This is a genomic window from Sphingomonas phyllosphaerae 5.2 (assembly GCF_000419605.1).
In the GTDB taxonomy this organism is placed as follows: Bacteria; Pseudomonadota; Alphaproteobacteria; order Sphingomonadales; family Sphingomonadaceae; genus Sphingomonas; species Sphingomonas phyllosphaerae_B.
Window position 1 is genome coordinate 2,417,399 of sequence record NZ_ATTI01000001.1, and the last position, 25,277, is coordinate 2,442,675.

General features: G+C 66.0%; 19 protein-coding genes and 1 tRNA gene. 12 read left to right on the plus strand and 8 right to left on the minus strand.

Annotation, left to right across the window (positions count from 1 at the left end; genetic code table 11):
• Window positions 1-24: 24 nt before the first annotated feature.
• The 7 genes from SPHPHY_RS0111385 to SPHPHY_RS0111420 all read left to right on the plus strand — a co-directional run bounded on the left by SPHPHY_RS0111385 (window position 25) and on the right by SPHPHY_RS0111420 (window position 11,346).
• Entirely contained in the window at window positions 25-3,435 is a 3,411-nt protein-coding gene (locus SPHPHY_RS0111385) for a TonB-dependent receptor (RefSeq protein WP_022686813.1), read from the plus strand.
• 94 nt (window positions 3,436-3,529) lie between these two features.
• Window positions 3,530-4,681: a sensor histidine kinase gene (locus SPHPHY_RS0111390; RefSeq protein ID WP_022686814.1), complete on the plus strand. Its 1,152-nt coding sequence runs from the start codon at window positions 3,530-3,532 to the stop codon at window positions 4,679-4,681.
• Window positions 4,681-5,481: a LytR/AlgR family response regulator transcription factor gene (locus SPHPHY_RS0111395; RefSeq protein WP_022686815.1), complete on the plus strand. Its 801-nt coding sequence runs from the start codon at window positions 4,681-4,683 to the stop codon at window positions 5,479-5,481. Before SPHPHY_RS0111390 ends, SPHPHY_RS0111395 begins: the two co-directional genes overlap by 1 nt.
• Entirely contained in the window at window positions 5,478-6,398 is a 921-nt protein-coding gene (locus SPHPHY_RS0111400; RefSeq protein WP_022686816.1) for a rhodanese-related sulfurtransferase, read from the plus strand. The genes SPHPHY_RS0111395 and SPHPHY_RS0111400 overlap by 4 nt, the downstream gene beginning before the upstream one ends.
• Window positions 6,399-6,631: 233 nt before the next feature.
• On the plus strand, window positions 6,632-7,720 hold the full coding sequence (locus SPHPHY_RS20015; RefSeq protein ID WP_051148421.1) for an AI-2E family transporter: 1,089 nt from the start codon (window positions 6,632-6,634) through the stop codon (window positions 7,718-7,720).
• A gap of 696 nt (window positions 7,721-8,416) precedes the next feature.
• Window positions 8,417-10,285, plus strand: a complete 1,869-nt coding sequence (gene abc-f / locus SPHPHY_RS0111415; protein WP_022686819.1) for a ribosomal protection-like ABC-F family protein — start codon at window positions 8,417-8,419, stop codon at window positions 10,283-10,285.
• Window positions 10,282-11,346, plus strand: a complete 1,065-nt coding sequence (locus SPHPHY_RS0111420; protein ID WP_022686820.1) for an NAD(P)H-dependent flavin oxidoreductase — start codon at window positions 10,282-10,284, stop codon at window positions 11,344-11,346. The genes abc-f and SPHPHY_RS0111420 overlap by 4 nt, the downstream gene beginning before the upstream one ends.
• 63 nt (window positions 11,347-11,409) lie before the next feature.
• Here the strand turns inward: SPHPHY_RS0111420 and SPHPHY_RS0111425 are convergent, their stop codons facing one another.
• A complete protein-coding gene (locus SPHPHY_RS0111425) occupies window positions 11,410-11,685 on the minus strand; it encodes a DUF3297 family protein (protein WP_022686821.1) in 276 nt (91 codons plus the stop codon).
• A gap of 77 nt (window positions 11,686-11,762) precedes the next feature.
• A complete protein-coding gene (locus SPHPHY_RS0111430; RefSeq protein WP_231370409.1) occupies window positions 11,763-12,131 on the minus strand; it encodes a hypothetical protein in 369 nt (122 codons plus the stop codon).
• A gap of 158 nt (window positions 12,132-12,289) precedes the next feature.
• Between SPHPHY_RS0111430 and SPHPHY_RS0111435 the strand changes: the two genes are divergently transcribed.
• Window positions 12,290-12,688 (plus strand): EVE domain-containing protein, encoded by a 399-nt coding sequence (locus SPHPHY_RS0111435; protein ID WP_022686823.1) that lies wholly within the window; start codon window positions 12,290-12,292, stop codon window positions 12,686-12,688.
• A 52-nt stretch (window positions 12,689-12,740) separates the two neighbouring features.
• On the opposite strand, the gene SPHPHY_RS0111440 is transcribed toward SPHPHY_RS0111435, so the two are convergent.
• Window positions 12,741-13,397, minus strand: a complete 657-nt coding sequence (locus SPHPHY_RS0111440) for a PEPxxWA-CTERM sorting domain-containing protein (protein ID WP_022686824.1) — start codon at window positions 13,395-13,397, stop codon at window positions 12,741-12,743.
• Window positions 13,398-13,790: 393 nt separating this feature from the next.
• Between SPHPHY_RS0111440 and SPHPHY_RS0111445 the strand changes: the two genes are divergently transcribed.
• Entirely contained in the window at window positions 13,791-16,115 is a 2,325-nt protein-coding gene (locus tag SPHPHY_RS0111445; protein ID WP_022686825.1) for a TonB-dependent receptor, read from the plus strand.
• A gap of 63 nt (window positions 16,116-16,178) precedes the next feature.
• Here SPHPHY_RS0111445 and SPHPHY_RS0111450 read toward each other — a convergent pair whose 3' ends face one another.
• From SPHPHY_RS0111450 to typA, 3 genes are all read right to left on the minus strand, one after another.
• A complete protein-coding gene (locus tag SPHPHY_RS0111450; RefSeq protein ID WP_022686826.1) occupies window positions 16,179-16,874 on the minus strand; it encodes an HAD family hydrolase in 696 nt (231 codons plus the stop codon).
• 19 nt (window positions 16,875-16,893) lie between these two features.
• Window positions 16,894-17,616 carry a hypothetical protein gene (locus SPHPHY_RS0111455; RefSeq protein WP_022686827.1) on the minus strand — a complete coding sequence of 241 codons (723 nt, stop codon included), beginning with the start codon at window positions 17,614-17,616 and terminating at the stop codon, window positions 16,894-16,896.
• Window positions 17,617-18,292: 676 nt separating this feature from the next.
• A complete protein-coding gene (gene typA / locus SPHPHY_RS0111460; RefSeq protein WP_022686828.1) occupies window positions 18,293-20,116 on the minus strand; it encodes a translational GTPase TypA in 1,824 nt (607 codons plus the stop codon).
• Between the two features lie 391 nt (window positions 20,117-20,507).
• Here typA and SPHPHY_RS0111465 point away from each other — a divergent pair, with 391 nt between their 5' ends.
• The 3 genes from SPHPHY_RS0111465 to SPHPHY_RS0111475 all read left to right on the plus strand — a co-directional run bounded on the left by SPHPHY_RS0111465 (window position 20,508) and on the right by SPHPHY_RS0111475 (window position 22,636).
• Entirely contained in the window at window positions 20,508-21,713 is a 1,206-nt protein-coding gene (locus SPHPHY_RS0111465) for a toxic anion resistance protein (protein ID WP_028056806.1), read from the plus strand.
• Window positions 21,714-21,715: 2 nt separating this feature from the next.
• Window positions 21,716-22,417, plus strand: a complete 702-nt coding sequence (locus SPHPHY_RS0111470) for a hypothetical protein (RefSeq protein ID WP_022686830.1) — start codon at window positions 21,716-21,718, stop codon at window positions 22,415-22,417.
• Between the two features lie 143 nt (window positions 22,418-22,560).
• Window positions 22,561-22,636 (plus strand) — tRNA-Val (locus tag SPHPHY_RS0111475).
• A 126-nt stretch (window positions 22,637-22,762) separates the two neighbouring features.
• Here the strand turns inward: SPHPHY_RS0111475 and SPHPHY_RS20020 are convergent.
• Entirely contained in the window at window positions 22,763-23,689 is a 927-nt protein-coding gene (locus tag SPHPHY_RS20020) for a winged helix DNA-binding protein (protein ID WP_051148310.1), read from the minus strand.
• 3 nt (window positions 23,690-23,692) lie between these two features.
• The gene (locus tag SPHPHY_RS0111485; protein ID WP_028056807.1) at window positions 23,693-25,186 is read right to left on the minus strand and encodes an NAD(P)(+) transhydrogenase (Re/Si-specific) subunit beta; all 1,494 of its coding nucleotides are present in this window, start codon (window positions 25,184-25,186) and stop codon (window positions 23,693-23,695) included.
• Window positions 25,187-25,277 lie beyond the last annotated feature (91 nt).

Consider the following 25,277-nt stretch of genomic DNA (forward strand, 5'->3'; position numbering starts at 1 on the left):
TCGGACTAAAGGGGAAATTTTTCGATGCGAAACAACCTGTTCGTGGGTGTGGCTGCTGTCGCGCTGGTCATCCCGGCCGCCGCGATGGCGCAGGAGACCACCTCCGCGATCCGCGGCACGGTGACCGCCAATGGCGCGCCGGTTGCGGGGGCGACGGTGACGATCGTGAACGTACCGACCGGCGGCACGTCCACGGTCACGACCGATGCCAGCGGCAGCTTCAACGCCACCGGCTTGCGCGTCGGCGGCCCCTACACGGTGAGCGTCGCAGCACCGGGTTTCGCAAACACGCAGGTCACTGAAATCCAGACCGTCGTCGCGCAAAGCTTCGAACTGCCGATCGAGTTGACCGCCGAGACCGCCGGCGGTGCCGACATCGTCGTCACGGCATCGCGCCTGCCCAACGCCCGGAACCTGAGTCAGGGCCCGGCCACGGTGCTGTCGGCGGCGCAGATCGCCAGCGTCGCCTCCGTCAACCGTGACGTCCGCGACCTGATGCGCCGCGATCCGTTCGCGCGCCTCGACTATTCCGAAGGCAGCGGCCGCGCCGTCAGCTTCGCTGGCCAGAACGCGCGCTTCAACCGCTTCTCGGTCGACGGCGTGCCGGTGACCGACAATTTCGGTCTGAACCCGGACGGCCTGCCGACCCGTCGCTCGCCCGTCCCCTTCGATGCGATCGGTCAGTTCCAGACCAAGGTCGCACCGTATGACGTGCGCGAGGGCAACTTCCAGGGCGGCGCGATCAATGCCATCCTGAAGTCGGGCACCAACGAATTCCACGGCACCGGTTTCTACGCCTATTCGGCGGACGAACTGACCGGCAAGCGCACCAAGGCGGGTCCGGGCGTGCCGACCGGCCGGGTGACCATCCCGGACTTCAAGTACGAGAATTACGGTGCCGAAATTTCCGGTCCGATCATCAAGGACAAGCTGTTCTTCATGGTGGCGGGCGAGCGCATCCGCGCGGGCACGCCGATCACCGAAGGTACGCCGGGCAATAATGCCGGCACGATTATCCCGAACATCACCGACGAAGCGGTGTCGCAGATCCAGCAGATCGCGCAGAGCCGCTACGGCTACGACACCGGCGGCGTCCTGAACAATTCTGACGATCAGGACGACCGCTTGGTCGCCAAGCTGGATGCGAACCTGTCCGATACGCAGCGGCTGTCGGCGACGTACATGTACACCAAGGATTCGATCCGCTTCGGCCAGAACACCCAGGTCGGCCCGGCAAGCGGCACCGCCAACGCACCGGGTCTGGGGCTGGAGTCGAACGGCTATGTCGGGTCGAACCGGTTGCATACCGGCGTGGCCCAGCTGAACTCCGACTGGTCGGACGATTTCTCGACTGAAGTCCGCGGCTTTTACAAGAACTACCTGCGCGGGCAGGATCCGATCCTCGGCCGCGGCTTTGCACAGATGCAGGTCTGCACCGCGCCGACCTCTGATCGCGGCACTTTCGGCGCCGGCAGCAATTCGGGGAGCCTAGGCACCGGCATCGATCTGTCGACCAACTGCCAGTCGGGCAGCGGCGTGGTATCGTTCGGGCCGGACATCTCGCGCCAGTCGAACGAGCTGACCAGCCGTACCTGGGGCGGCCTCGTGCAGACGCGCTACACGCGCGGTGACCACGATCTACGTATCTTCGCCGAAATGCAGGATACGAAGATCAACAACCTGTTCGTGCAGCGCACCGCAGGCGATTATTACTTCGATTCAATTGCCGACTTCCAAGCCGGCAATGCGCAGCGATTCCGTTATCAGAACGCGGTACCGACGCTCGATCCTGTCAATGGCGCGGCACGCTTCCGCTACCAGACCTACTCGTTCGGCATCCAGGACAACTGGCGTATAAGCGACCTCCTGACGCTGTCTTATGGCGCACGCTATGACATGTATGGCGGCGGCGGATCGGAACGGCCGGCATTCAACCAGAACTTCCTCAATCGCTACGGCTATACCAACCAGAGCTACATCTCGGGCCGCGGCGTGTTTCAGCCGCGCGTCGGTTTCGACTTCAAGCCGACCGCCGGACTTACGTTCCGCGGCGGCATCGGCATCTTCTCCGGCGGATCGCCCGACGTGTACGTGTCGAACAGCTTCTCGAACACGGGCTTCCTGACCAACAGCATTGACGTCACGCAGAATAACAACGGGGCATACTCGGCCAACACCGGGCAACAAATACTGACGGGCGTGAACGGCACCACCGTTCCGGGTGCAGCCAACGACCTGGTGCGCTTGCCCGCCAATACGATCAACGCGCCGACCAACGCTCTTCGTCCCGAATTCCAGCTGCCATCGCAGTGGCGAGGCACGCTGTCGGCCGACTATGACAACGATTTTGGCGGCTTCCTTGGCGGCGGGTGGCATTTCGGTGCAGACTTCCTGTGGTCCGGCGTGCGCGATCAGGTCTATTTCGCCGACGAGCGTGTGCGCGCCACCGCGCTGCGCACACCAGATGGCCGGGTCCGTTACGAAGCGGTGACCAGTTTCGGTGATCGTTTTCAGGATATCGTACTGACGAACACTCAGCGCGGCCGGACCTTTATCGGCGTCGCGCGCTTCGACAAGTCTTTCGATTTCGGGTTGAACGTGTTCGCCAACTATTCGTACCAGGATGTGAAGGACCAGGCGCCTGCCACGTCCTCCACGGCCGGTTCGAACTACGCCAACGGTGCGTTCCTCGACGGAAGCGGCGCGGCCTACGGCATCTCGAACGACGAAGTCCGGCACTTCATCAAGTACGGCTTCACGCTCGATCGCGCCTTCTTCGGCGACTACAAGACCAACATCTCGCTGTTCGGCGAAACCCGCATCGGAAAGCCTTACAGCTACACGATGCAGGATGCGTCATCGAACCGGAGCCCGATCTTCGGCAACGTCGGCACGCAGGCGCGCTACCTGCTCTACGTGCCCACCTCAACCACCGATGCGCTGGTCAGCTACGGCGACCGCACCGTGGGCGGGCGCGTCGTGACGGCGGCGGAGACGCAAGCGGCGCTGGAGTCGCTCATCAACGGCACCGATCTCTCGAAATATCGCGGCGGCGTCGCGCCGCGCAACGGCTTCAACTCGCCGTGGTTCACGAAGATCGACCTTCACCTGTCGCAGGAACTGCCCACCGGCCTCGGCGGCAGCCGCATCACCCTGTTCGCCGATGTTGAAAATGTGGGCAATCTGATCAACCGAAAATGGGGCCAAATTCGCGAATACGGCTTCCCCTACACGGTAGCTGCGGTGCAGGTGCAGTGCCTGCAACGCGCGGTTCCGACCGGCACCGCGCCGGGCGCGGCGCAAGTGAGCGACACGTCGCAGGCGTGCGCGCAGTACCGTTACACCGCAGCGAACGTCGCGCCGGACCAGCAGAACGTGATCTCGTCGCGTCAGTCGCTTTACTCGGTCCGCATCGGCGCGCGTTTCACCTTCTGATCGCACCCACCTGACCGGCGGGGCCGTCGCTTCTTCGTGGAGCGGCGGCCCTTCCTTTTTGCGCCGGGCGCGCCGGCGGTGTAGAGGGGGCGCGATGGCGACTTCCGTGACTTCCGTCTCCGCTGCTCCTGCCCCGTCCGCTTACGCCGGCACGCCGGAGCGCCCGCTGTTCGTCCGGCCGTTCTTCGAAAACAAGGCGTCGGCGTTCTGGAAGCTTCAGGCGGTCGGATGGACCGGCTACCTGGTGCTGCGCTCGGTATCGTCGCTCAGCAGCAATGCGTCGTTGCAGGTGATCATCTCGGTGCTGATCGAGTCGATCATCGGCTATTGCATCACGCTGCTGCTCTCGACGCTATATGGGCATTACCGGCGGTTGCCGCGCGTCACTGGGATCCTGCTGTCGATCTTCACGCTGGCGGCGGCGACCTTCCTCTATGCAACCCTCAACGCCTTCTCGTTCAGCCTGATCCGGCTGGCGGCGCCCGGGGTCGACCTTTCGCTGCTGCTTGCGGCACTTTTTCTCAGCTTCACGGCGCTGGCGGGCTGGTCGGCGCTGTACTTCGGGATCAATTTCTACCTGATCCTCGAGGAGCAGATCGACCAGAACGTGCACCTGGAGAATCAGGCGTCGTCGGCGCAGCTGGCGATGCTGCGTTACCAGCTGAACCCGCACTTCCTGTTCAACACGCTCAATTCGATCTCGACGTTGGTGCTGCTCAAGCAGACCGAGCGCGCGAATGCGATGCTGAGCCGGTTGTCGTCGTTCCTCCGCTACACGCTGGCCAACGAGCCGACTGCACATGTCACGGTGTCACAGGAGGTCGAGACACTGAAGCTCTATCTCGAAATCGAGAAGATGCGTTTCGAGGACCGGCTGCGTCCGAAATTCGAGATCGATCCGGCGGCAGAGAAGGCACGGCTGCCGTCGATGCTGCTGCAGCCGCTGGTCGAAAATGCGATCAAATATGCAGTGACGCCGCAGGAGGACGGCGCCGAAATCTGCGTTACCGTTCGGCTCGTCGGCGACAGGGTGCTGCTCGGCGTATCCGACACCGGACCGGGTTTGATGCCGACGAAATCGCGGCCAAGCCTTTCAACCGGCGTGGGCATCGCCAATATCAGGGAGCGGTTGGCGCAGGCTTACGGGCCGGACCACCGCTTCGATGTGCGCGCCATGCCGACGGGCGGGTTCGGGGTCGAGATCGAGATCCCGTACCAGCTCGAAGTACCCAATAGAGAGGTGTGATGACCATTCGTACCATCCTCGTCGACGACGAGCCGCTTGCGATCCAGGGATTGGAACTCCGCCTGGCGGTGCACGACGACGTCGAGATCATCGCCAAGTGCCAGAACGGTCGCGAGGCGATCAGCGCGATCAAGACCCACAAGCCCGACCTCGTTTTCCTCGACATTCAGATGCCTGGGTTTGACGGCTTTTCGGTCGTGCAGGGCCTCATGGACGTAGAGCCACCGTTGTTCGTGTTCGTCACCGCCTATTCGGACCACGCGATCCGCGCGTTCGAGGCGCAGGCGACCGATTACCTGATGAAGCCGGTCGAAGAATCGCGCCTGGCCGACACGCTCGATCGTGTCCGGCAGCGATTGTCGGAGCGGCAAAGCGCGGGCGAGGCCGAAAAACTGAAGGAGGCGTTGGCGGAGCATGCGCCCGAAGCGGCCGCGGAAATGGCCGATGGCGGCGACGCGGTGAACGCCAGTCGTTTCGAGAAGATGATCAACATCAAGGATCGTGGTCAGATCTTCCGGGTCGACGTCGACACGATCGAGCGGATCGACGCCGCCGGCGACTATATGTGCATCTACACCGGCGACAACACCCTGATCCTGCGTGAGACGATGAAGGACCTGGAGAAGCGGCTCGATCCGCGGCGATTCCAGCGCATTCACCGCTCGACGATCGTCAACCTCGACCTCGTGAAGGAAGTGAAACCGCATACCAACGGCGAATGCTTCCTGGTGCTGGGGTCGGGCGCAAACGTGAAAGTGAGCCGGAGCTATCGCGACGTGGTGGCGCGCTTCGTCCATTGATCCGCGTTTCGGCACTGTACCGGTTCGCGCGGTTCGAAGATCCGGATGCCTTTCGCGATCCGCTGCTCGCCTGCGCGCGCGCAGCGGGCGTGAAGGGGACGCTGCTGCTGGCAAGCGAAGGCATCAACGGAACGATCGCGGGTTCGCCGGCTGCGCTGGACGCGGTGATCGCGCACATCCGCGCGCTTCCGGGATGCGCGGCATTGTCGCTGAAGCACGGCTGGGCGGAGGCGATGCCGTTCCACCGGTTGAAGGTGAAGGTGAAGCGCGAGATCGTGACCATGGGGGTGACGGTCGATCCCCTGACGGACGCCGGGACCTATGTCCCGCCGCTCGAATGGAATACGCTGATCGCCGATCCCGAAACGCTGGTGATCGACACCCGCAATGATTACGAGGTGGCGGTCGGCACGTTCGCAGGCGCGGTCGATCCGAAGACCGCGGGCTTCGCGGACTTCCCGGCGTGGTTCCGCGACAATCGCGATACGTTGATGGCGGGCAAGCGGCGCGTGGCGATGTTCTGCACCGGCGGTATCCGCTGCGAGAAGTCGACCGCATTCCTCAAGGCCGAGGGCGTGGAGCAGGTTCATCACCTCGACGGCGGTATCCTGCGCTATCTGGAGGAAGTGCCCGCGGCGGAAAGCGCGTGGAAGGGCGAATGTTTTGTCTTCGATCAGCGCGTCGCGGTCGGTCACGGGCTGACCTTGGGGACGCACGTCCTGTGCTTCGCGTGCCGAATGCCGGTCAGCGCGGCGGACCGGGCATCGAACGACTATGTCGAGGGGGTGAGTTGCCCTGCCTGCATCCGTACGCGCTCCTCGACAGAGCGTGCGGGCTATGCCGAACGACATCGGCAAGAGCGGCTGGCCACAGCGCGCGGTGAGACGCATGTGGGGCGGGCGTTCGACGTCGAGTGACGATGATCCTCCTGGGATCCGATTGAACCGCCGCTTTCATTGCGCCGCACGTGATGTGGTGTCGTTATCGCCACGGATGGCAATGATAGCCGTATCCCTGATCATGTCCGGTGGATACGGCAGGGCAGATACCGCGCGCCGAGTACGGACCTAATGCACGTTGGTAGCGTTCCCCTTCCGCAACGACCCCGCACGTGGCGGCGTTGGGCGGGATCAACGCAGAGGCTTCGTTCATGACCATTCGCCGACAGCACGTCGAAAACGGCGGGCTGATCCTCTTCCTGATGCTCATCACGGTCGCGTTGCTGCTGGTGGTGTCGGGCTTCATCGGCGCGCTGTTGTGGGCGATGCTGGCAGCACTGCTGTTCCAGCCGATCTTCCAGCGGTTCGCACGACGCTGGCCGGGGCGGCGCAATATCGCAGCCGCGCTGACCCTGCTGGTCATCACCGTCGCGGTCGTGATCCCAGCGATGATCCTGGCGAGCGTGGTGGTCGATCAGGCCGCGGGCGTCTATCAGCAGATGCGCGGCGGGCAGATTGATTTCGCAACCTACTTCAAACAGATGCACGATGCGCTGCCGGGACGGTTACAACAATGGCTCGACAGTGCGGGGTTGAGCAGCCTTGAGCGGGCGCAGGCTCGCGTCACCGCAACGCTCAGCAACAGCGCGAGCACGCTCACGCGGCAGGCGCTTTCGATCGGGGCGAACGCGGCGGCGTTCCTGCTCGCGTTCGGCGTCGGGCTTTACGTCACCTTCTTCCTGTTACGTGACGGTGAGCAGATCGGAACGGCAGTGGTGCGCGCGTTGCCGCTGGAGCATTCGGTAGCGACGCGTCTGGCGGAGAAGTTCGTCGCGGTCGTGCGTGCGACGATCAAAGGGTCGGGCGTCGTGGCGCTTGTGCAGGGTGCATTGGGCGCGGTGACGTTCTGGATCGTCGGACTGCCCGCCGCACTGCTATGGGGTGTGTTGATGGCGGTCGCCGCGCTGCTGCCGGCCGTAGGACCGGCAATCATCTGGGGGCCAGTGGCGGCGTACCTGCTTGCGACGGGCGCCGTCTGGCAGGCGGCGGTGGTAATCGGGTCGGGCGTGTTCGTGATCGGACTCGCGGACAACGTACTGCGCCCAATGCTGGTCGGGCGCGACACGGGCCTGCCGGACTGGCTGGTGCTTGTGACGACACTGGGCGGGATCGACCTGTTGGGCTTGAGCGGGATCGTCGTCGGGCCCGTCGTGGGCGCACTGTTCCTGACCGGCTGGGCAATCCTCAGCGAGCAGCGCGACGAAAACCTGCTTCGATGCGACGGCGGACCTGAGGAATAGCGTGGGGCCAGCATGGTTCTCCCTGACCTAACGGGTCGAACGATCGACAACGCCGGCTAGCATAAGCGTGATGACAACAGGACCTCTCGCACTATCCCGATAGCGGCCGCGTTGATCGACGATGGTGCGGTCCACATGCTGCTGGTTAGGAAGGCTGGAACCGCATGGTTCATGCAGGCGGTCGGGAAGATCGAGCATTGAGAAAGCCCTGTCGCTGCACTGCACCGCGAATGGATCGAAGAGATCGGGCTAACGCTGCACGATGACGGGGCACGTCATTTCGGTTGCTATGTAGCGACGGTCACCAATGAGCCCAGGCAGATCGTCGAAGCCGCAATTTTCCAAGTGCGGACGTGGCATGCCCCCGCCGTACCAGCGGAGACCGCGGAGACCGTCTGTGTCGATCATCGTACCGCGGCAGCGCTGCCGTTGGCACCATTGACCCGCGAACACATTCTCCCGCTGTCGCTCACGCGTTGAAACGGTTTTCCCAGCCGCCAGATGCCGGAGTGCGGTCGTACGCTGCGCGACGGACGAGTTTGTGGTGTGCAACCGTGAGGGATTGACGCCAGTCGTCCGTTCAAGGTCGAGAGAGCAACGCGCCTTTCCAGGCTTTCGCGCCGCGTGGACGCGTGTGGAATGTATGGCCCCGCCCCTCCCTTCCCCCCTACCCCGCAATCCGCTACAGGCGCGCGCATGCTCTCTCTTAATGGCATCACCGTGCGGCTTGGCGGCCGCACGATCCTCGACCGCGCCACGGCTGCGCTGCCACCCGGTAGCCGCGTCGGGCTGATCGGGCGCAACGGCGCGGGCAAGTCGACGATGGTGCGCGTCATCGCCGGACTGCTGGAGCCGGACGAGGGCTCAGCAGACATGCCGCGCGGTGCACGGATCGGTTATATCGCCCAGGAAGCACCGGCCGGGGAGTCGACGCCGCTGGAGACGGTGCTGGCCGCCGATACCGAGCGTGCGGCGCTGCTGACCGAGGCCGAGGCGTTCGACGGCACCGGGTGCATGGACCGGCTGGGCGAGGTGCACGAGCGGCTGATCGCGATCGACGCCTATGCCGCGCCGTCGCGCGCGGCGCGGATTCTGGTTGGGCTCGGCTTCGATGAGGAAGCGCAATCGCGGCCGCTCGACAGTTTCTCGGGCGGGTGGAAGATGCGGGTGGCGCTGGCCGCGCTGCTGTTTTCGCAGCCCGACCTGCTGCTGCTCGACGAACCGAGCAACCACCTTGATCTCGAAGCAGTGATGTGGCTGGAGGACTTCCTGCAAAGCTACCGCGCGACGATCGTCGTGGTCAGCCACGAGCGCGACTTTCTGAACAATGTCGTCGACCATATCCTGCACCTGCAGGGCGGCAAGATCACGCTGTATCCAGGCGGCTATGACGCGTTCGAGCGGCAACGTGCGGAGCGCATGGCGCAGCTGGCGGCCGCGAAGGCCAACCAGGACACGCAGCGCGCCAAGTTGCAGGAATATATCGCCCGCAATTCGGCCCGCGCCTCGACCGCGAAACAGGCGCAGAGCCGCGCCAAGATGCTATCGAAGATGCAGCCGATCGCAGAGGCGGCGAACGACCCCACGCTGTCGTTCGACTTCCCGAACCCGACCGAATTGCGCCCGCCGCTGATCACGCTGGATCATGCCGCGGTCGGCTATGGCGGCACGCCGATCCTGTCACGCTTGAACCTGCGCATGGATCCGGACGATCGCATCGCGTTGCTGGGCCGCAACGGCAACGGCAAGACGACGTTTGCACGCTTGCTGGCCGCGCAATTGGCTCCGCTGGACGGCGAAATGAACGCCACCGCGAAGATGAAGGTCGGATATTTCACGCAATATCAAGTCGAGGAGCTGGAGGCTGACGACACGCCGCTGGCGCATATGACACGCGTGATGAAGGACGCTTCACCCGCCGCGGTTCGCGGGCAATTGGGGCGGTTCGGTTTCTCGGGTGACCGTGCGACGGCGCGGGTCGGCAGCATGTCCGGCGGCGAGCGCGCACGCCTTGCGTTGGCGCTGGTGACGCGCGAGGCACCGCATCTGCTGATCCTCGACGAGCCGACCAACCACCTTGACGTCGATGCGCGCGAGGCGCTGGTTCAGGCGCTGAACGCCTATACCGGCGCGGTGCTGCTGGTCAGCCACGACCGGCACATGCTTGAGCTGACTGCCGACCGGCTGGTGCTGGTAGATCACGGCACCGCCCGCGAATACGACGGCAGTCTCGACGATTATATCGCCATGATCCTGTCGGGCGACGGCAAGGGCGCGGAGAAGGCGAAAGGCGGCACCAAGCAGGAGCGCAAGGCCGCTGCCGGACGACGCGAGGCGGACAAGGCGCTGAAGAAGGAGGCCCGCGATGCCGAGGCGGAATTGGGCAAGCTGACAGCCGAGCGCGCGGCGGTGGATCGGGCGATGTTCGACCCGACGAGCGCGGACGCGACGCTTAAGGCGCTGACGATGACGGAGTTGATGAAGCGTCGCGCCGACCTGAACGAGCGGATTGAGGCCAGCGAGGCGCGCTGGATGGCGGCGAGCGAGGCGCTCGAGGCCGCGTGACGGAGTTCGCGGCACAGCTCGGGCTGTCGGTGCCGCTAATCCAGGCGCCGATGGCCGGCGTGTCGACCCCGGCGTTGGCAGCGACGGTGTGCGAGGCCGGGGCGTTGGGCTCGATCGCGCTAGGCGCCGGCGATGCCGCCGCCGGGCGTGCCATGATCGAGGCGGTGCGGGCGCAAACGGCGCGGCCGTTCAATGTCAACCTGTTCGTCCATGACGATCCGGTGCCCGATGCAGCACGCGAGGCGGGATGGTGCGATTGGCTGGCAGCAGAGTTCGCGCGGTTCAACGCGCCGCCGCCAGTCGAGCTACGGACGATCTACCGCAGCTTCGCGAACGATGCCGAAATGCTGGCGATGCTGGTCGAGGCACGACCGGCGGTGGTGAGCTTCCATTTTGGGCTGCCCCCTCCCGCCGCCATTGCTGCGCTGAAGGCGGCGGGGGTGCTATCGCTGGCAACTGCGACCAACCTCACCGAAGCACGCGCGATCGAACGCGCCGGCATCGATGCGATCGTTGCGCAAGGGATCGAGGCAGGCGGGCATCGCGGGACGTTCGATCCAGTGGCGATCGACGAGGAACTGGGAACGCTGGCCCTGACGCGGCTGCTGGTGCGGACAACCGACGTCCCGGTGGTGGCGGCGGGCGGGATCATGGATGGCGCCGGCATTGCGGCTGCGCTGACGCTTGGGGCGGCGGCGGCGCAATTGGGAACGGCGTTCATCGCATGCGAAGAGTCGGCGGCCGATGAAGGTTATCGCAGCGCGCTTGCTGCCGGCGGACGGACGCGCATGACGTCTCTGATCTCCGGTCGGCCTGCGCGTTGCCTGGTCAATCGCTTCACCGAACTGAGCGGTGCCCCAGCGTCACCGGGGTATCCGATCGCTTACGATGCAGGCAAGGCGCTACACGCCGCCGCCAAGGCGTACGGGGAGCATGGCTATGGCGCGCACTGGGCCGGACAAGGCACGCGACTGGCGCGTGCGATGTCTGCGGGCGAGCTGGTGACGGCGCTGCGGCAGGAATATGTCGCCGCCACAGCGCGGCCAGAGCGCTGCAACTGACCAACCGACCCGCGCGCCTGCACGTGCGGATCTCGCCATCCGGCAAGCGCCTTGAGGGGCCTTTTACCCGTCGGCTTCGTCCTGGTCGCCATCGCCTGCGGTGGCGTTCTCGAACCATGCCTCGACCGGGCCGGTCAGCTTGATCGTCAGCGGCCGGCCGTTGCGGTCGACCTTCTTGCCGAGCGCGACACGGATCCAGCCCTCGGACATGCTATATTCCTCGACATCACGGCGCTCGACGCCCTTGAAACGGATGCCGACGCCGCGCTGAAGGGCGGCCTGATCGAAGAACGGGCTCGACGGATCGATCGACAGATGGTCGGGAGGAGTATCGCTCATGCTGCGCCATTGCCGCAAAGCGGCGCGCCCGGCCACAAAAAAAGGCGCGGGAGCTCACTCCCGCGCCGTCCCGCACCTTACCAGCCGTAATAGCCGGGTGCGTCATAGCCGCGGTAGTAACCGCGCGGCTCGTAATAGGCGCGCGGCGGCGGCGGCGCGTAATAACGCTCGCGGTAGATCACCCGCGGCGGTGGCGCGTAATAGGAGCGGTCGTCGTAGTAACCACGATCGTAGCCGCGGTTGTAATAGCCGCGGTTGTAATAGCCGCGATCGTAATAACGGTCGCGGTTGCTGGACGCGATCGCCGCCCCCAGCCCAAGGCCGATCACGCCGCCGATCAGCGCGCCCGCTGCCGTGTCGCCGCCGCGATCGCGATAGCGCCGGTAACGCTGCGCCTCGGCCGGTGCGGCAGTGGCGAGGGCGGTGGCCACGAGGCCGGTCGCCAAGACGGTCTTCTTCCAAAACGCAGACATAGTCGGACCTCCTGTACTCGCTCGCCTGTTGGTCTCAACGCGCATTCATGCGAGCCTGTGCTGCGGCTATGCACACTCCGGCATGAACCGGTGCGGAATGCGTCATTCATCCGCGGTTTAGAGGAAGTTCCGTGGCACATTGGCTGCTGAAGACCGAACCGGGCCGCTATGGCTGGAACGACCTGCTGCGCGAGCGCGAGACCGAATGGACCGGGGTGCGCAATCGCGCCGCCGCGGCACACCTGAGCGCGATGGCGGTCGGCGACGTCGTGCTTGTCTATCACGGCGTCGCACAGAAGGCGGTAGTGGGGACGGCATACGTGGTGCGGACCGCGCAGCCCGAGGGCGTGGTGGCACCATGGGTGTCGGTCGCCATTCGCGCGGGTGATACGCTGCCGCGACCGGTGATGCTGGCGGCGATGAAGCAGAATACCGCGCTGGCCGGTATCGTGATGCTTCGACAATCGCGACTGTCGGTCAGCCCGGTGACCGACGCTGAATGGGCGGAGATGCTCGGGTCAGCCACCTGATGCAACAATGGGGGCCGGATCGCTCCGGCCCCCACATCTGGCTATTCCGCGATCAGATCGCCTGTGCGTAGCGCAGGTTCGGGCGGCGGCGCATCGCGTAGCCGACCACGCCGAAGCCGAGGATCATCATCGCCCAGGTCGCCGGCTCCGGCACCGCAGCCGTGAAGCGGACGTTGTCGAACTCGAGCGAGTTGACGGTGGAGGTGAAACGCAGCCCGGTCAGCTGCTCGTTGCCGGTCGCGTTGAAGGTGACGAGGCGGTTGGTCTGCGCCGACGTCTGGTTGCCGTTGGCGGCGGCGGGATCCGACAGCTCGCTACCGGTGTAGGTACGCAGCACGGAGCCGCCGTTGCCGAGCACCTCGATCTTGTTCCCGGCGTCGATCGAGCCGAGGTAGAGCGAGATGTTGCGGAACGCGTTGGCGACCGACGAGATCGTCGCGCTGCTGCTCGACAGCACGTACATGAACACGTTGTTGTCGGACGCGCCGAAGGGATTGGCACCCTGGTTCCAGACGTTGCCGGTCATCGTGGCGCCGCCGGTGACGCTGAAGCCGGGCGTGGCCGCCTTGTCGAAGGTGATCTGCGCACCCGCCGCGGAGCTGGCGAAGACCGCTGCCGAACCGTTCTGCGCGACGAAGGTGACCGCCGAGGCGGGAGCGGCGGCAACGAGGGCCGAAGCAACGGCGGCAGCAGCGAGAAGCTTCTTCATGGAATTGAACTCCGGTAGCGGGGTGGGTCGTGGTGTTGACGCATCCTTTCCACTGCGGCGGATCGCCTGCAACGGCGATAAGCTTGGCAAATCCGCCGCTAACCTTGTCGTGAGCGGCGAACGATTTTCCGGAAAGCGGCGAGATCGTTCACATTTCCTGGTTAATCTTGCGTGTACCATCACTGTCGCACGTACCGTTTCGGCACAGCGCCGTTGCAGAGGAACCGGTGTGGCACGTCGTGGAAATAGTTCGTAACCGTTCATGATGCCGACACAATCGCGCCCTAGCGGCGCGAAACCGGGAAGCAGCGACCATCGCGCCGGGGGACAAGCGCCGCACGAGTCGGCGCACCCTGCCGATCGCCCTTCCCCAATGTTCCATAAGGGGTTCCCATGCGTCGTTCGTCGAAATCGATCCTGCTCGCCGGCATTGCCGCCGGTGTCGCGCTGTCCGCCATTCCGGCGGTCGCACAGACCGCCACCGCACCGGCCGCCGCCCTCGGAACCGACGAGAGTGACGCCGGGCTGGGCGAGGTGGTGGTGACCGCCGAGCGTCGCAGCGAGAACTTGAAGCGCGTGCCGGTGTCCGTTGCCGTGGTGACGGGCGACGACCTGCGCACCTTCCAGGCCGGCGGCGAAGATGCGCTGGCCTTGGCGGGACGCGTGCCGGGTCTCTATGCCGAGACGACGACGGGGCGCATCTTTCCCCGCTTCTATATCCGCGGGCTCGGCAACATCGACTTCTACCTCGGTGCCTCGCAGCCGGTGTCGATCGTCCAGGACGATGTCGTACTCGAGCATGTCGTGCTGAAATCCAACCCGGTCTATGACGTCGCCAACGTCGAGGTTTTGCGCGGCCCGCAGGGCTCGCTTTTCGGGCGCAACACCACCGCGGGCATCATCAAGTTCGACACGATCCGCCCCGGGCAGGTGTGGTCGAGCCGCTTCAACGCCTCCTACGGCAGCTACAACACCGCGACGTTCGACGCTGGCGTCGGCGGGCCGATCGTGCAGGACAAGATCGCAGTTCGTCTGTCCGGGCTGGTGCAGCATCGCGACGACTGGATCGACAACACCTACACCGGTGCGAGCGCCGACGGCACGCGCGGCGGGCGTGACAAACTGGGCGGCTTCGATGAGCGCGACGCGCGGCTACAGGTGCTCCTGACGCCCACCGAGGCGCTGTCGATCAATGTCTCCGGCCACGTTCGCTCATATGAGGGCACGTCGACGGTGTTCCACCGCGGTGCGCTGATCAAGGGTCAGAACAACATCAACCTCGAGCCGCGCGACCGTATCGCGCTGGACGAGGGTGACAACAACCCGCAAGCGTACAAGACTTATGGCGGATCTGTGAATGCAGCGTGGGACTTCGGTGCGGCGACGCTGACCTCGATCACCGCCTACGAGACGACGTCGGGCTACAGCCGCGGCGACACCGATGGCGGCGCGGCCGCCGATTTCGGCAACGTCGGCTTTGGCGAGAGCATGGGACGTGTTCGCGACCTCGACCAGTGGACGCAGGAAGTGCGGCTGGCGAGCAACGGCGACGGCGCGTTCAAGTGGCAGCTCGGCGGCTTCTACTTCGACAGCCGCGACGTCACCGAATTCTATCAGCGCGGCTATTTCCTGTCGCCGGGGCAGACCGGGCGCAACCTGAACAACTGGGTACGGCTGCGCAACGTCAACACCAGCTGGGCGGTGTTCGGGCAGGCGAGCTATCGCCTTGCCGATCGCCTGACGCTGACCGGTGGCGTGCGTTATACCGAGGATGACAAAGAGACGCGCCTGGTGCGTGCGGGCCGCAATGCGGCGGGGACGGCCGACACCTTCCCCGCCGGCGCGGCGCGTCAGGTCAAGCTGAGCGGCAAGGAGCCGAGCTGGGACCTGTCGGCACTGTATGAGATCGATCCGACCGCCAGCGTCTACGCCCGCGTCGCGCGCGGTTTCCGTGGGCCGACGATCCAGGGGCGCTCGGCGGTGTTCAACACGCCGTTCAGTACTGCGATCTCGGAAACGATCATGTCGTACGAAGCGGGCGTGAAGACGCAGCCGACCAGCAAGTTGCGCCTGAACGCCACCGCCTTCGCCTACCGGGTCAACGACATCCAGCTGAACGGCAACGACGCAAATGGGAACGGCACGCTGTTCAACGCCGATCACGCCAATGCCTATGGCGTCGAGGCGGAGCTGGACTGGCGGCCGATCCGCAACATCACCTTCTCGCTGGGCGGCAGCGCGATCCACACCGAGATCAAGGATCCGCGGGTGTTTGCGCAGGTCTGCCAGCTCGGGCGATCGGTGACGTGCACCGTGCTGGACCCAACGGTGCCCGCGACGATCTTCGGCCAGCCGGCGACGCTGGCGCAGATCGACGGCAACCCCCTGCCCAACGCGCCGCGCTGGCAGGTCGATGCGGCGGTCCGTTACGACATCCCGCTGTCGGATCGCGGCAATTTCTTCGTGGCCAGCGACGTGAACATGCAGGGGTATACGAACCTCGTGCTCTACAAGACGCGCGAGTTCTTCGCGAACGACAACCTGGAACTCGGCCTGAAGGCCGGCTTCACCACCGCAGACGGCAAGTATGAGATCGCCGCCTTCGCGCGTAACATCACCAACGAGAAGAACCTGAAGGGCGTGATCGAGAATTACAACGCGGCGGTGTTCAACGAACCGCGGATCGTCGGCATCTCCCTGAGCGGCCGATTCGACTGATCCAAAGAGGGGGGCGGCTTTCGCGTCGCCTCCCGCTCGCCGCAGGCCAAGCGCGACCAACGATCAGCCGATCGTCGCTATCCAGTCCGGCAGTTCCGCCAGTCGCGCCAGCTGCAGGAAGCGCGGATGATCGACGGGTGCCGTCGCCGCCTCATGCGCCCACGCCAGCGGTTGCGGGATATAGGCGCCCCACGCGCCCGCCTCCAGCGCGGGCAGCACGTCGGAGCGCATCGAATCACCGGCCATCACCGCGCGCTCCGGCGTGCAGCCGTAACGGTCAAAGACGCGCACGAACGTGTCGGGGCGCTTGTCGCTGACGATCTCGATCCCGGTGAACAGCTGCCCCAGCCCGGAAGCGGCGAGCTTCACTTCCTGATGCAGCAGGTCGCCCTTGGTGACCAGCACCAGCCGTCCGATCCCCGCCAGCCGCTCCAGCGTGGCACCGATCCCGTCGAGCAGCTCGACCGGGTGCGCGAGCAGCTCGCGCCCGATCGCGAGGAGTCGCCGGACGCTATCGGCGGGCAGATCGTCGCCGGCCAGTTCCAGCGCGGTCTCGACCATCGACAGCGTGAAACTCTTTGCGCCATAACCGTAGTGGCGTAGGTTGCGAACCTCGATCGCCTGCATCCGCGCGCGCGCCGCGGCGTCGTCGGCATAGGGCGCCACCAAATCCGCAAACGCCTGCTCGGCGGCGGCGAAGAAGCGCATGTTGTGCCACAGCGTGTCGTCGGCATCGAGGCAGATGAGGTCGATCGGCATCGCGGCGGCTCTATCGCGATCAGAGTTCGCGTACCAGCCGCACGCCCAGCGCGGGTCGGACGCGGTGACGGCGTTCCTTTTCCGCACCGGCGGCGAGCTGCACGTTCACCTTGTCGGCGAGGCGCTGATGCCATTGCGGTGCGACGCGGACGAAGCGCTGCCGCCCGCCCGCGACGTTGACTTCCACTCCGGTGACGGTGCCAGCGCGCATGTCGTAGAAGGTCGCGTGATTGAGGAGCAGCGCGTTGCGCCCGGCACGTCGGCGCAGAGCGATATCGTCAACGCCCACCATGTTCATCATGCTCCAACGCGGCGAGAAGCGGTGCCCCGCCATATAGAGCAGCGAGTTGCTGTAACGGCCGGTATCGCGGTCGTAGATGCCGAGATACTGCACGCCGTGCGCGCTGCGCCCGTCCGCCGAAGCGCCGAAGGCGGCCTGTAGCCCGAGCTTGAGCGCCTCCAGCCGGCTGCCGTTGAACGGCAGCTCGAACTCGATCGCCTTGCCGTCAGCGAAAGCATATTCGACCTCCGGCGCCCATTCCGCCTCACGCGGACGGAACGGCGAGCTGGTGGTCGCCAGCGCATTGACCTCGGTTTCGCCTTTCTGCGCACCAAGCGGACGCATCATGTCGAAGATCATCGGCTCCGGGATCACGGGATAGGCCGTCTGCGCCGCCGCGCTGCTGGCGATTGTGGCGAGCAGGATCGGGGCGAACAGGCGTGGGGCGTCGGCGATGCGCATCGGGTGCTCCGCTGGAGGTGGAGCGGGCGCCGTAGCGGTTGCGGGCGCCCAAGGGTGTAGACGGGGCGTGATGTTGTATTGCTGTAACAATGACTTGTGCCGCGAATGTTGCGAATGTTGAGCCGCTGGCGCGTCGTGGCGCGGACGCTCGGCACCCGGTCGACAGGCCGGTGCCATGATCGCGAGTTTACGTCGTGGAGCTGCATGGGCGGTACGTAAGGCGAGATCCGCATTGTAGGACAGCCGGGGCGGCGGATAACGCGATCGAGCCCCGCCGCGCTGTACACCCGGCGTATGACACGGACGCTCGTCGTACGATCCGAAAATCCTCGTTTCATCGCCAAATGCCGCGCACGATCGCGCCGTGACGGTGATCGTGTCGGCGGCGATCGTGTCGGCGGCGATCGGGTAGCGCCGGGCGGGTAGCGCCGGGCGGGTAGCGCCGGGCGGGTAGCGCCGGGCGGGTAGCGCCGGGCGGGTAGCGATCGGGCGCCACCGCTCGCGCCTTGCGATCGGCAGAGGACCAGACGGGAACGGCCGCCCGGTTGGGCGGCCGTTTCGTTTCATCATGGCCCGCCGCGGGCCAAGTCCGCGTCGTCGGCCGGCGCTTCTCGCGCCGCCGGCCGGGCGCGGCTGGAGCTTGCGGGCAGCTTGCGCCGCCCGCCTGCGCCTCGCCTTATGCCGCCTGCTTCGAGCGGCTGGCGCGCTTGCGCTCGTTGGGGTCGAGGTGGCGCTTGCGCAGCCGGATCGACTTCGGCGTCACTTCGACCATCTCGTCGTCGTCGATATAGGCGATCGCCTGCTCCAGCGTCATCTTCTTCGGCGGGGTCAGCCGGACCTGATCGTCCTTGCCGCCCGAGGCGCGGAAGTTGGTGAGCTGCTTCGCCTTCATCGGGTTGACCTCAAGGTCATCCGTCTTGGCGTTCTCGCCGATGATCATGCCCTCGTACAGCGCCTCGCCGTGGCCGACGAACAGGATGCCGCGATCCTCGAGCGGGCCGAGCGCGTAGGATTGCGCCTCACCCGCGCCATTCGAGATCAGCACGCCGTTCTTGCGGCCCTCGATGGTGCCCTTGTGCGGACCGTACTTCTCGAACAGCCGGTTCATGATGCCGGTGCCGCGCGTGTCCGACAGGAACTCGCCGTGGTAGCCGATCATGCCGCGGCTGGGCGCGGAGAACGTGATGCGGGTCTTGCCGCCGGTCGACGGGCGCATGTCGGTCATCTCCGCCTTGCGCAGGTTCATCTTCTCGACGACCGTGCCGGAATGCTCCTCATCGACGTCGATGATGACGGTTTCGTACGGCTCGGTCTTCTTGCCGTTCTCATCCTCGGCGAACAGCACGCGCGGGCGGCTGATGCCCAGCTCGAAGCCTTCGCGGCGCATCGTCTCGATCAGCACGCCGAGCTGAAGCTCGCCGCGGCCTGCGACCTCGAAGCTGTCGCGGTCGGCGGCCTCGGTCACCTTGATCGCGACATTGGTCTCCGCTTCACGCAGCAGGCGATCGCGGATCATGCGGCTCGTCACCTTGCTGCCCTCACGCCCCGCCATCGGCGAGTCGTTGACGGCAAAACGCATCGACAGCGTCGGCGGATCGATCGGCTGCGCATGGATCGCCTGCGTCACGGTGGTGTCGCAGATCGTGTGCGCCACCGTCGCGACCGCAAGGCCGGCGAGCGAGATGATGTCGCCCGCGCGTGCTTCCTCGACGGGCACACGCTCCAGCCCACGGAAGCTCATCAGCTTCGACGCGCGTCCGGTCTCGATCACATTGCTGTCGTCATCCAGCGCATGGATCGGCTGGTTCACCTTCACTACGCCGGACTGGACGCGGCCGGTGAGAATACGGCCGAGGAAATTGTCACGGTCGAGCAGCGTCACCAGGAAGCTGAACGGCGCATCCTCGTCGAGGTTCGGCGGCGGGACGTGATCGACGATCTTCTGGAACATCGGGGTCAGCGTGCCCTCGCGGCGATCCATGTCCTCCGACGCATAACCGTTGCGACCCGAGGCGTAGAGCACGGGGAAGTCGAGCTGCTCGTCGCTGGCCTCCAGCGTGACGAACAGGTCGAACACCTCGTCCAGCACTTCCTGGATGCGCGCGTCCGAACGATCGACCTTGTTGACGACGACGATCGGGCGCAGGCCCAGCGCCAGCGCCTTGCCGGTCACGAACTTGGTCTGCGGCATCGCGCCTTCGGCCGCATCGACCAGCAGGATCACGCCGTCGACCATCGACAGGATGCGCTCCACCTCGCCACCGAAATCGGCGTGGCCCGGCGTATCGACGATGTTGATGCGCGTGCCTTCCCATTCGATCGACGTCGGCTTGGCGAGGATGGTGATCCCGCGCTCCTTTTCGAGATCATTCGAGTCCATCGCGCGCTCCTCGACGCGCTGGTTGTCGCGGAACGTGCCGGACTGACGGAACAATTGATCGACGAGGGTGGTCTTGCCATGATCGACGTGCGCGATGATGGCGATGTTGCGCAGGTTCATACGGGTTCCTGAGGGTGGCCCGCTGATACGCAGGCAGTTTCGCCGGGGCGCATAGCTGAAAGTTCCGGCGAGCGCCAGCCTTCGCCCGACGCGAACGGGCCAGCCACTCACAAGAGCGACCGGGCCGTCCTCGTCCCCGTCCTCGTCAACACGTTGGTGGCGCGTGATCAGCCGTGGCAGGCACAGCCGGCATGTCCGCACCCGTCGCCGCCGGCGTGATGCCCGACGCACGAATCGCTGCAGAAGCTGCGGCCCTCGGCCATGAAGCAGATCAAGAAAGCGGCAGGTCGCACCCCTTGTTCGTCAGCGCGCCGTGTTATATCAACAATACAGTTGAAAGTGCTGGCGCATCGCGGGACAATGCGGTGCGCAGGATAAGGATGACGTGACGATGGCGACCGCTCCGAACGACGCGACCGAGCCGACGCTGGTCCTGACCCCGCCCGATCCCGTGCCGCAGGTGCGCGCCGAAAAGGCTGCCGGGCTGGTGCCCGTCGACGACGGCAAGCGCAGCGAGCTGGAGCGGCGCGTCGACGCGTTCGTCGAGCAATTGATCGCCGAGGACGTCAACTCGCCCGAGTTCGGCAAGCGCGTCGATGCGATCACCGCCATGGGGCAGAAGGAAATCCGCGATGCGGCGGGCCAGTCCAACCGCTTCCTCGACCGCCCGGTACGCGCGATGGACCAGGAGGCCGGCGTCGGCAAGGATCTGGCCGAATTGCGCCGCGTCGTCGAGGATCTGGATCCGGGCAAGCGCGGCAAGCTGACCACACCGCAGAAGCTGTTCGGCGTGATCCCGTTCGGTAACAAGGTGCGCAATTATTTCGACGGCTACAAATCCGCGCAGACGCACATCGCCTCGATTCTGAAGAGCCTGGGCAGCGGCAAGGACGAGCTGCTGATGGACAATGCCGCGATCGATACCGAGCGCGCGAACCTGTGGACCGCGATGGGGCGGCTGGAACAGATGATCCATTTGTCGCGGACGATGGATTCGCGGCTGGAGGACAAGGCCAACGAGCTCGACCACAGCGACCCGGCCAAGGCGAAGGCGATCCGCGAGACGGCGCTGTTCTACGCCCGGCAGCGCACGCAGGACCTGCTGACGCAGATGGCGGTGACGGTGCAGGGCTATCTGGCGCTGGACCTGGTCAAGAAGAACAACGTCGAGTTGATCAAGGGCGTCGACCGCGCGAGCACCACCACGGTCGCCGCGCTGCGCACCGCCGTGACGGTGGCGCAGGCGCTGACCAACCAGAAACTGGTGCTGGAGCAGATCACGCAGCTGAACGCGACCACCGCCGGGCTGATCGATTCGACCGGCAACCTGTTGCGCCAGAACACCGCGCGCATCCACGAGCAGGCGGCGGCGTCGACCATCCCGCTGGAGACGCTGCAACGTGCGTTCCAGAACATCTACGACACGATGGACGCGATCGACACGTTCAAGCTGAAGGCGCTCGACACGATGAAGGTCACCGTCGACACGCTGGGCAACGAAGTGGAAAAGTCGCGCGGCTATATCGCGCGGGCGGAGGGCGCGACGCAGAACCGGGTCGCGGGCGGGGCCGAGCAGTTCAAGCTGGAGTCGCTCTGATCATGTCGAGCGACGTCGACGACGCGATCGCCGTCGCCCGGATCGCGCAGGAGCGGCGGCGCGGCGGCGATGTGCTCCCGCTGCAGCGCCGGTCGCGGCGCGGGCGCGGCGGGCGCAAGGCGCGCACGGTGGCGGTGGTCGCGGGGTCGGGGCTGATCCTCGCGGTCGCGATGCTGATGGGCCTGGGTGCGTTCGGGATGGTGGCGGTGGCGGCGCTGATCCTGGCGCTGACGATGCTGGTGCTGTTCGCGCCCGCGACTCCGGTGCCGACGCCGGAGCGGATCGCGAAATCGGAGCTGAAGGCGCTGCCGGCGCAGGCGGCGCGGTGGCTTGATGCGCGCCGACCGGAATTGCCCGCGCCCGCGCTCGGCGTGCTGAACCAGCTCGACACGCGGCTCTACACGCTGGGCGTGCAGATCGCGGCGCTCGATGACGACAGCCCGCTGGCCGGCGAGTTGCGGCGGCTGGTCGGCGAGCAGCTGCCGGCGTTCGTCGACGATTACGCCCGCGTTCCGCCGCCGATGCGGACGAAGGCGCGCAACGGGATGACCCCCGACCAGCAACTGGTCGAGGGGCTGGGCGTGATCGAGCGCGAGCTGGGCGAGATCAGTGCCCGGCTGGCGCAGGGCGATCTCGACGCGCTGGAGACGAAGCGACGGTATCTCGGCATCAAGTACGAGGACGAGGCGCCCCCGGTCGCCTGACCCTTCCGCCTGGCGCACCGCGTTGCCGTCGCGCGGCGCCACCGGGTGAACGAAGTCGACACGATCGCGTGCATCGCCCTCTTGATCGGACGGCGTGCGCGTGTAGAGGAACGGGACGTCGGTTTCGGGCACGTCCCGGCCGCGGGCGCTTAGCTCAGCTGGTAGAGCGGCTCGTTTACACCGAGTAGGTCGGCGGTTCGAACCCGTCAGCGCCCACCATCCTTCCCCTGTTCGGTCGACGTCCGGGCTACGAAGGACGGCAGATCCCATTTTCGCGATGGCCGATCATCCCGTCGCCACAGCTTCGCGCCGCGACGACGAGAGGCCGGCGACTGTCGATTCGGGCTAGACCAGCGGCAGTCGCGCCTCGACCAAGGCCGCGACGTAGCGGTGCATCGCGCCGGCGGCGTCGTCGGTCAGCCCGACGAAGGCGCGGCGGCGGTCGTCCGGGTCGGGCGCGCGATCGAGCAGGCGCGCGGCGGTGAGCTTGCCGATCCAGCGCAGCGCGGTGGTCGGCGCGACGGCCGCGGCGATGCACAGGCTGGACACGGAGACGCGCCCGCCTTCAAGCCGCGCGGCGAACAGGTCGAGCAGCATATCCCAGGCCGGGTCCTCGAACAGCCCCGATCCGAAAAAGCGATCACGCAGACGCCGCGCGCGCAGCACGTCGCGGACGGTGCCGGCGGTGACGTTCGCCTCCGGGGGCGGCGCCGCGAAGGTCATGCGGCGTTCCTCGGCACGCCCGCCGCCATCGCGCTCGCCAAGTTGGGCGAGCATCTCGGCGATGCGCGCGATCTCGGCATTGAGGCGCGCGAAACGTTCGCGGTCCTCGTCGCCGGCGCGCACCGCATCACCGCCGCGGGCAGAAGCGACCGCAAGCGCGCCGATCCACTCCGCCTGATCGGGCGCGCAGAGCAGTTGCACGCCATCGATCGTGTCACCAAGCGCGGCGACGACCAGGTCGATCTGCGCGACGCTCATCGCGACGATGCTGCGCCACGCCCGTGCCTGCGCCAGTGCGGCGACGCTGCCGACCACGGCGTGCGCCAGTTCGTCGTTGGCACCCTCCAGATCGAGCACGACGACCGGCGCGGGCGCGGGCGCGGGTAGCGCCGCGAACGCGTCGGCAGCTTCCTCCAGAGCGACATGCGTCGTCACCTGCCCGCCGATCAACGCGATCGCCTCCTGCGCGGCGGCGCCGCCGAGCGCATCGACCGTCGCCAGCACGAACGGCGTCGTGCGGGCGCCTGCGAACCCGAACATGCTCGCCATGGCTCAGTCGAGCGCCTTGACGATATCTTCCACCATCTTCTTGGCGTCGGCGAGGAGCATCATGGTATTGTCCCTATAGAAAACGTCGTTGTCGACGCCGGCATAGCCGACCCCGCCCATCGAGCGCTTCACGAACAGCACCGTTTTGGCCTTTTCGACGTCGAGCACGGGCATCCCGTAGATCGGCGACGTCTTGTCGGTTTTCGCCGCCGGATTGGTGACGTCGTTCGCGCCGATCACGAACGCGACGTCGGTCTGCGCGAACTCGGAATTGATGTCCTCGAGCTCGAACACCTCGTCGTAGGGAACGTTCGCCTCGGCCAGCAACACGTTCATATGCCCCGGCATCCGACCGGCGACCGGGTGGATGGCGTATTTCACGCGCACCCCCTCGGCCTTCAATTTGTCCGCCATCTCGCGCAACACGTGCTGCGCCTGCGCCACCGCCATGCCATAGCCGGGAACGATGATGACCTGCTCGGCCTGGCTCATCAGGAAGGCGGCATCCTCGGCCGAACCGCGCTTCCACGGTCGGTCCGTTTTGGTTGCACCTCCGCCGCCCGCCGACGCTTCCGCCCCGAAGCCGCCGGCAATCACGCTGAGGAAGCTGCGGTTCATCGCGCGGCACATGATGTAGCTGAGGATCGCGCCCGACGACCCGACCAGCGCGCCGGTGATGATCATGGCGCTGTTGTGGAGCGTGAAGCCCATCGCGGCGGCGGCCCACCCCGAATAGCTGTTGAGCATCGATACCACGACCGGCATGTCCGCGCCGCCGATCGGGACGATCAGCAGAAAGCCGATCGCGAACGACAGGATCGTGATCGTCCAGAACACCCACGGGCTCTGGTCGACCGTGAAATAGCCGACCAGCGCGACGATCGCGGCGAGCACCGCAAGGTTGATGACGTGCCGCGCTGGCAGCAGGATCGGCGTACCGCCCATGTTGCCGTTGAGCTTCAGGAAGGCGATGACGCTTCCCGAGAAAGTGATCGCGCCGATCGCGACGCCAAGCCCCATCTCGATGCGACTGACCGGGTTGATGAGCGCGAGCGCGCCATCGGGGGTGAGCACCGGCACCGCGATACCGAAGGCGACGGGATTGAGGAAGGCGGCGGCAGCGACCAGCACTGCGGCGAGCCCGACGAGGCTGTGGAAGGCGGCGACAAGCTGCGGCATCGCGGTCATCGCGATACGGCGCGCGGTGGTGATGCCGATCGCGGCGCCCAGCGCGATCGCGGCGACGATCTCGAACACCGCCAGCGTGTCGACGGTGGAAAGCAAGGCGGTGAAGTCAGCGCCCTCGACCAGCACTGTCGTCGTCGGCACGTGCGTGACCAGCGTGGTGACCACCGCAATCGCCATGCCGATCATGCCGAAGCGATTGCCGCGCTGGCTGGTGGTCGGGCTGGACAGGCCGCGCAGCGCGAGGATGAAGCACACGCCTGCGACGAGGTACGCGAAGGCGACCCATGGATTGACGGCGACGTGTTGCACTAGGCTCTGCTCCCCCGGGGTCGCCCCTGCGCCGGCAGGGGCCTGTCTTTGTTTCGTGCTTCGTTCGTTCGATACTTGGGCGACGCCGCTG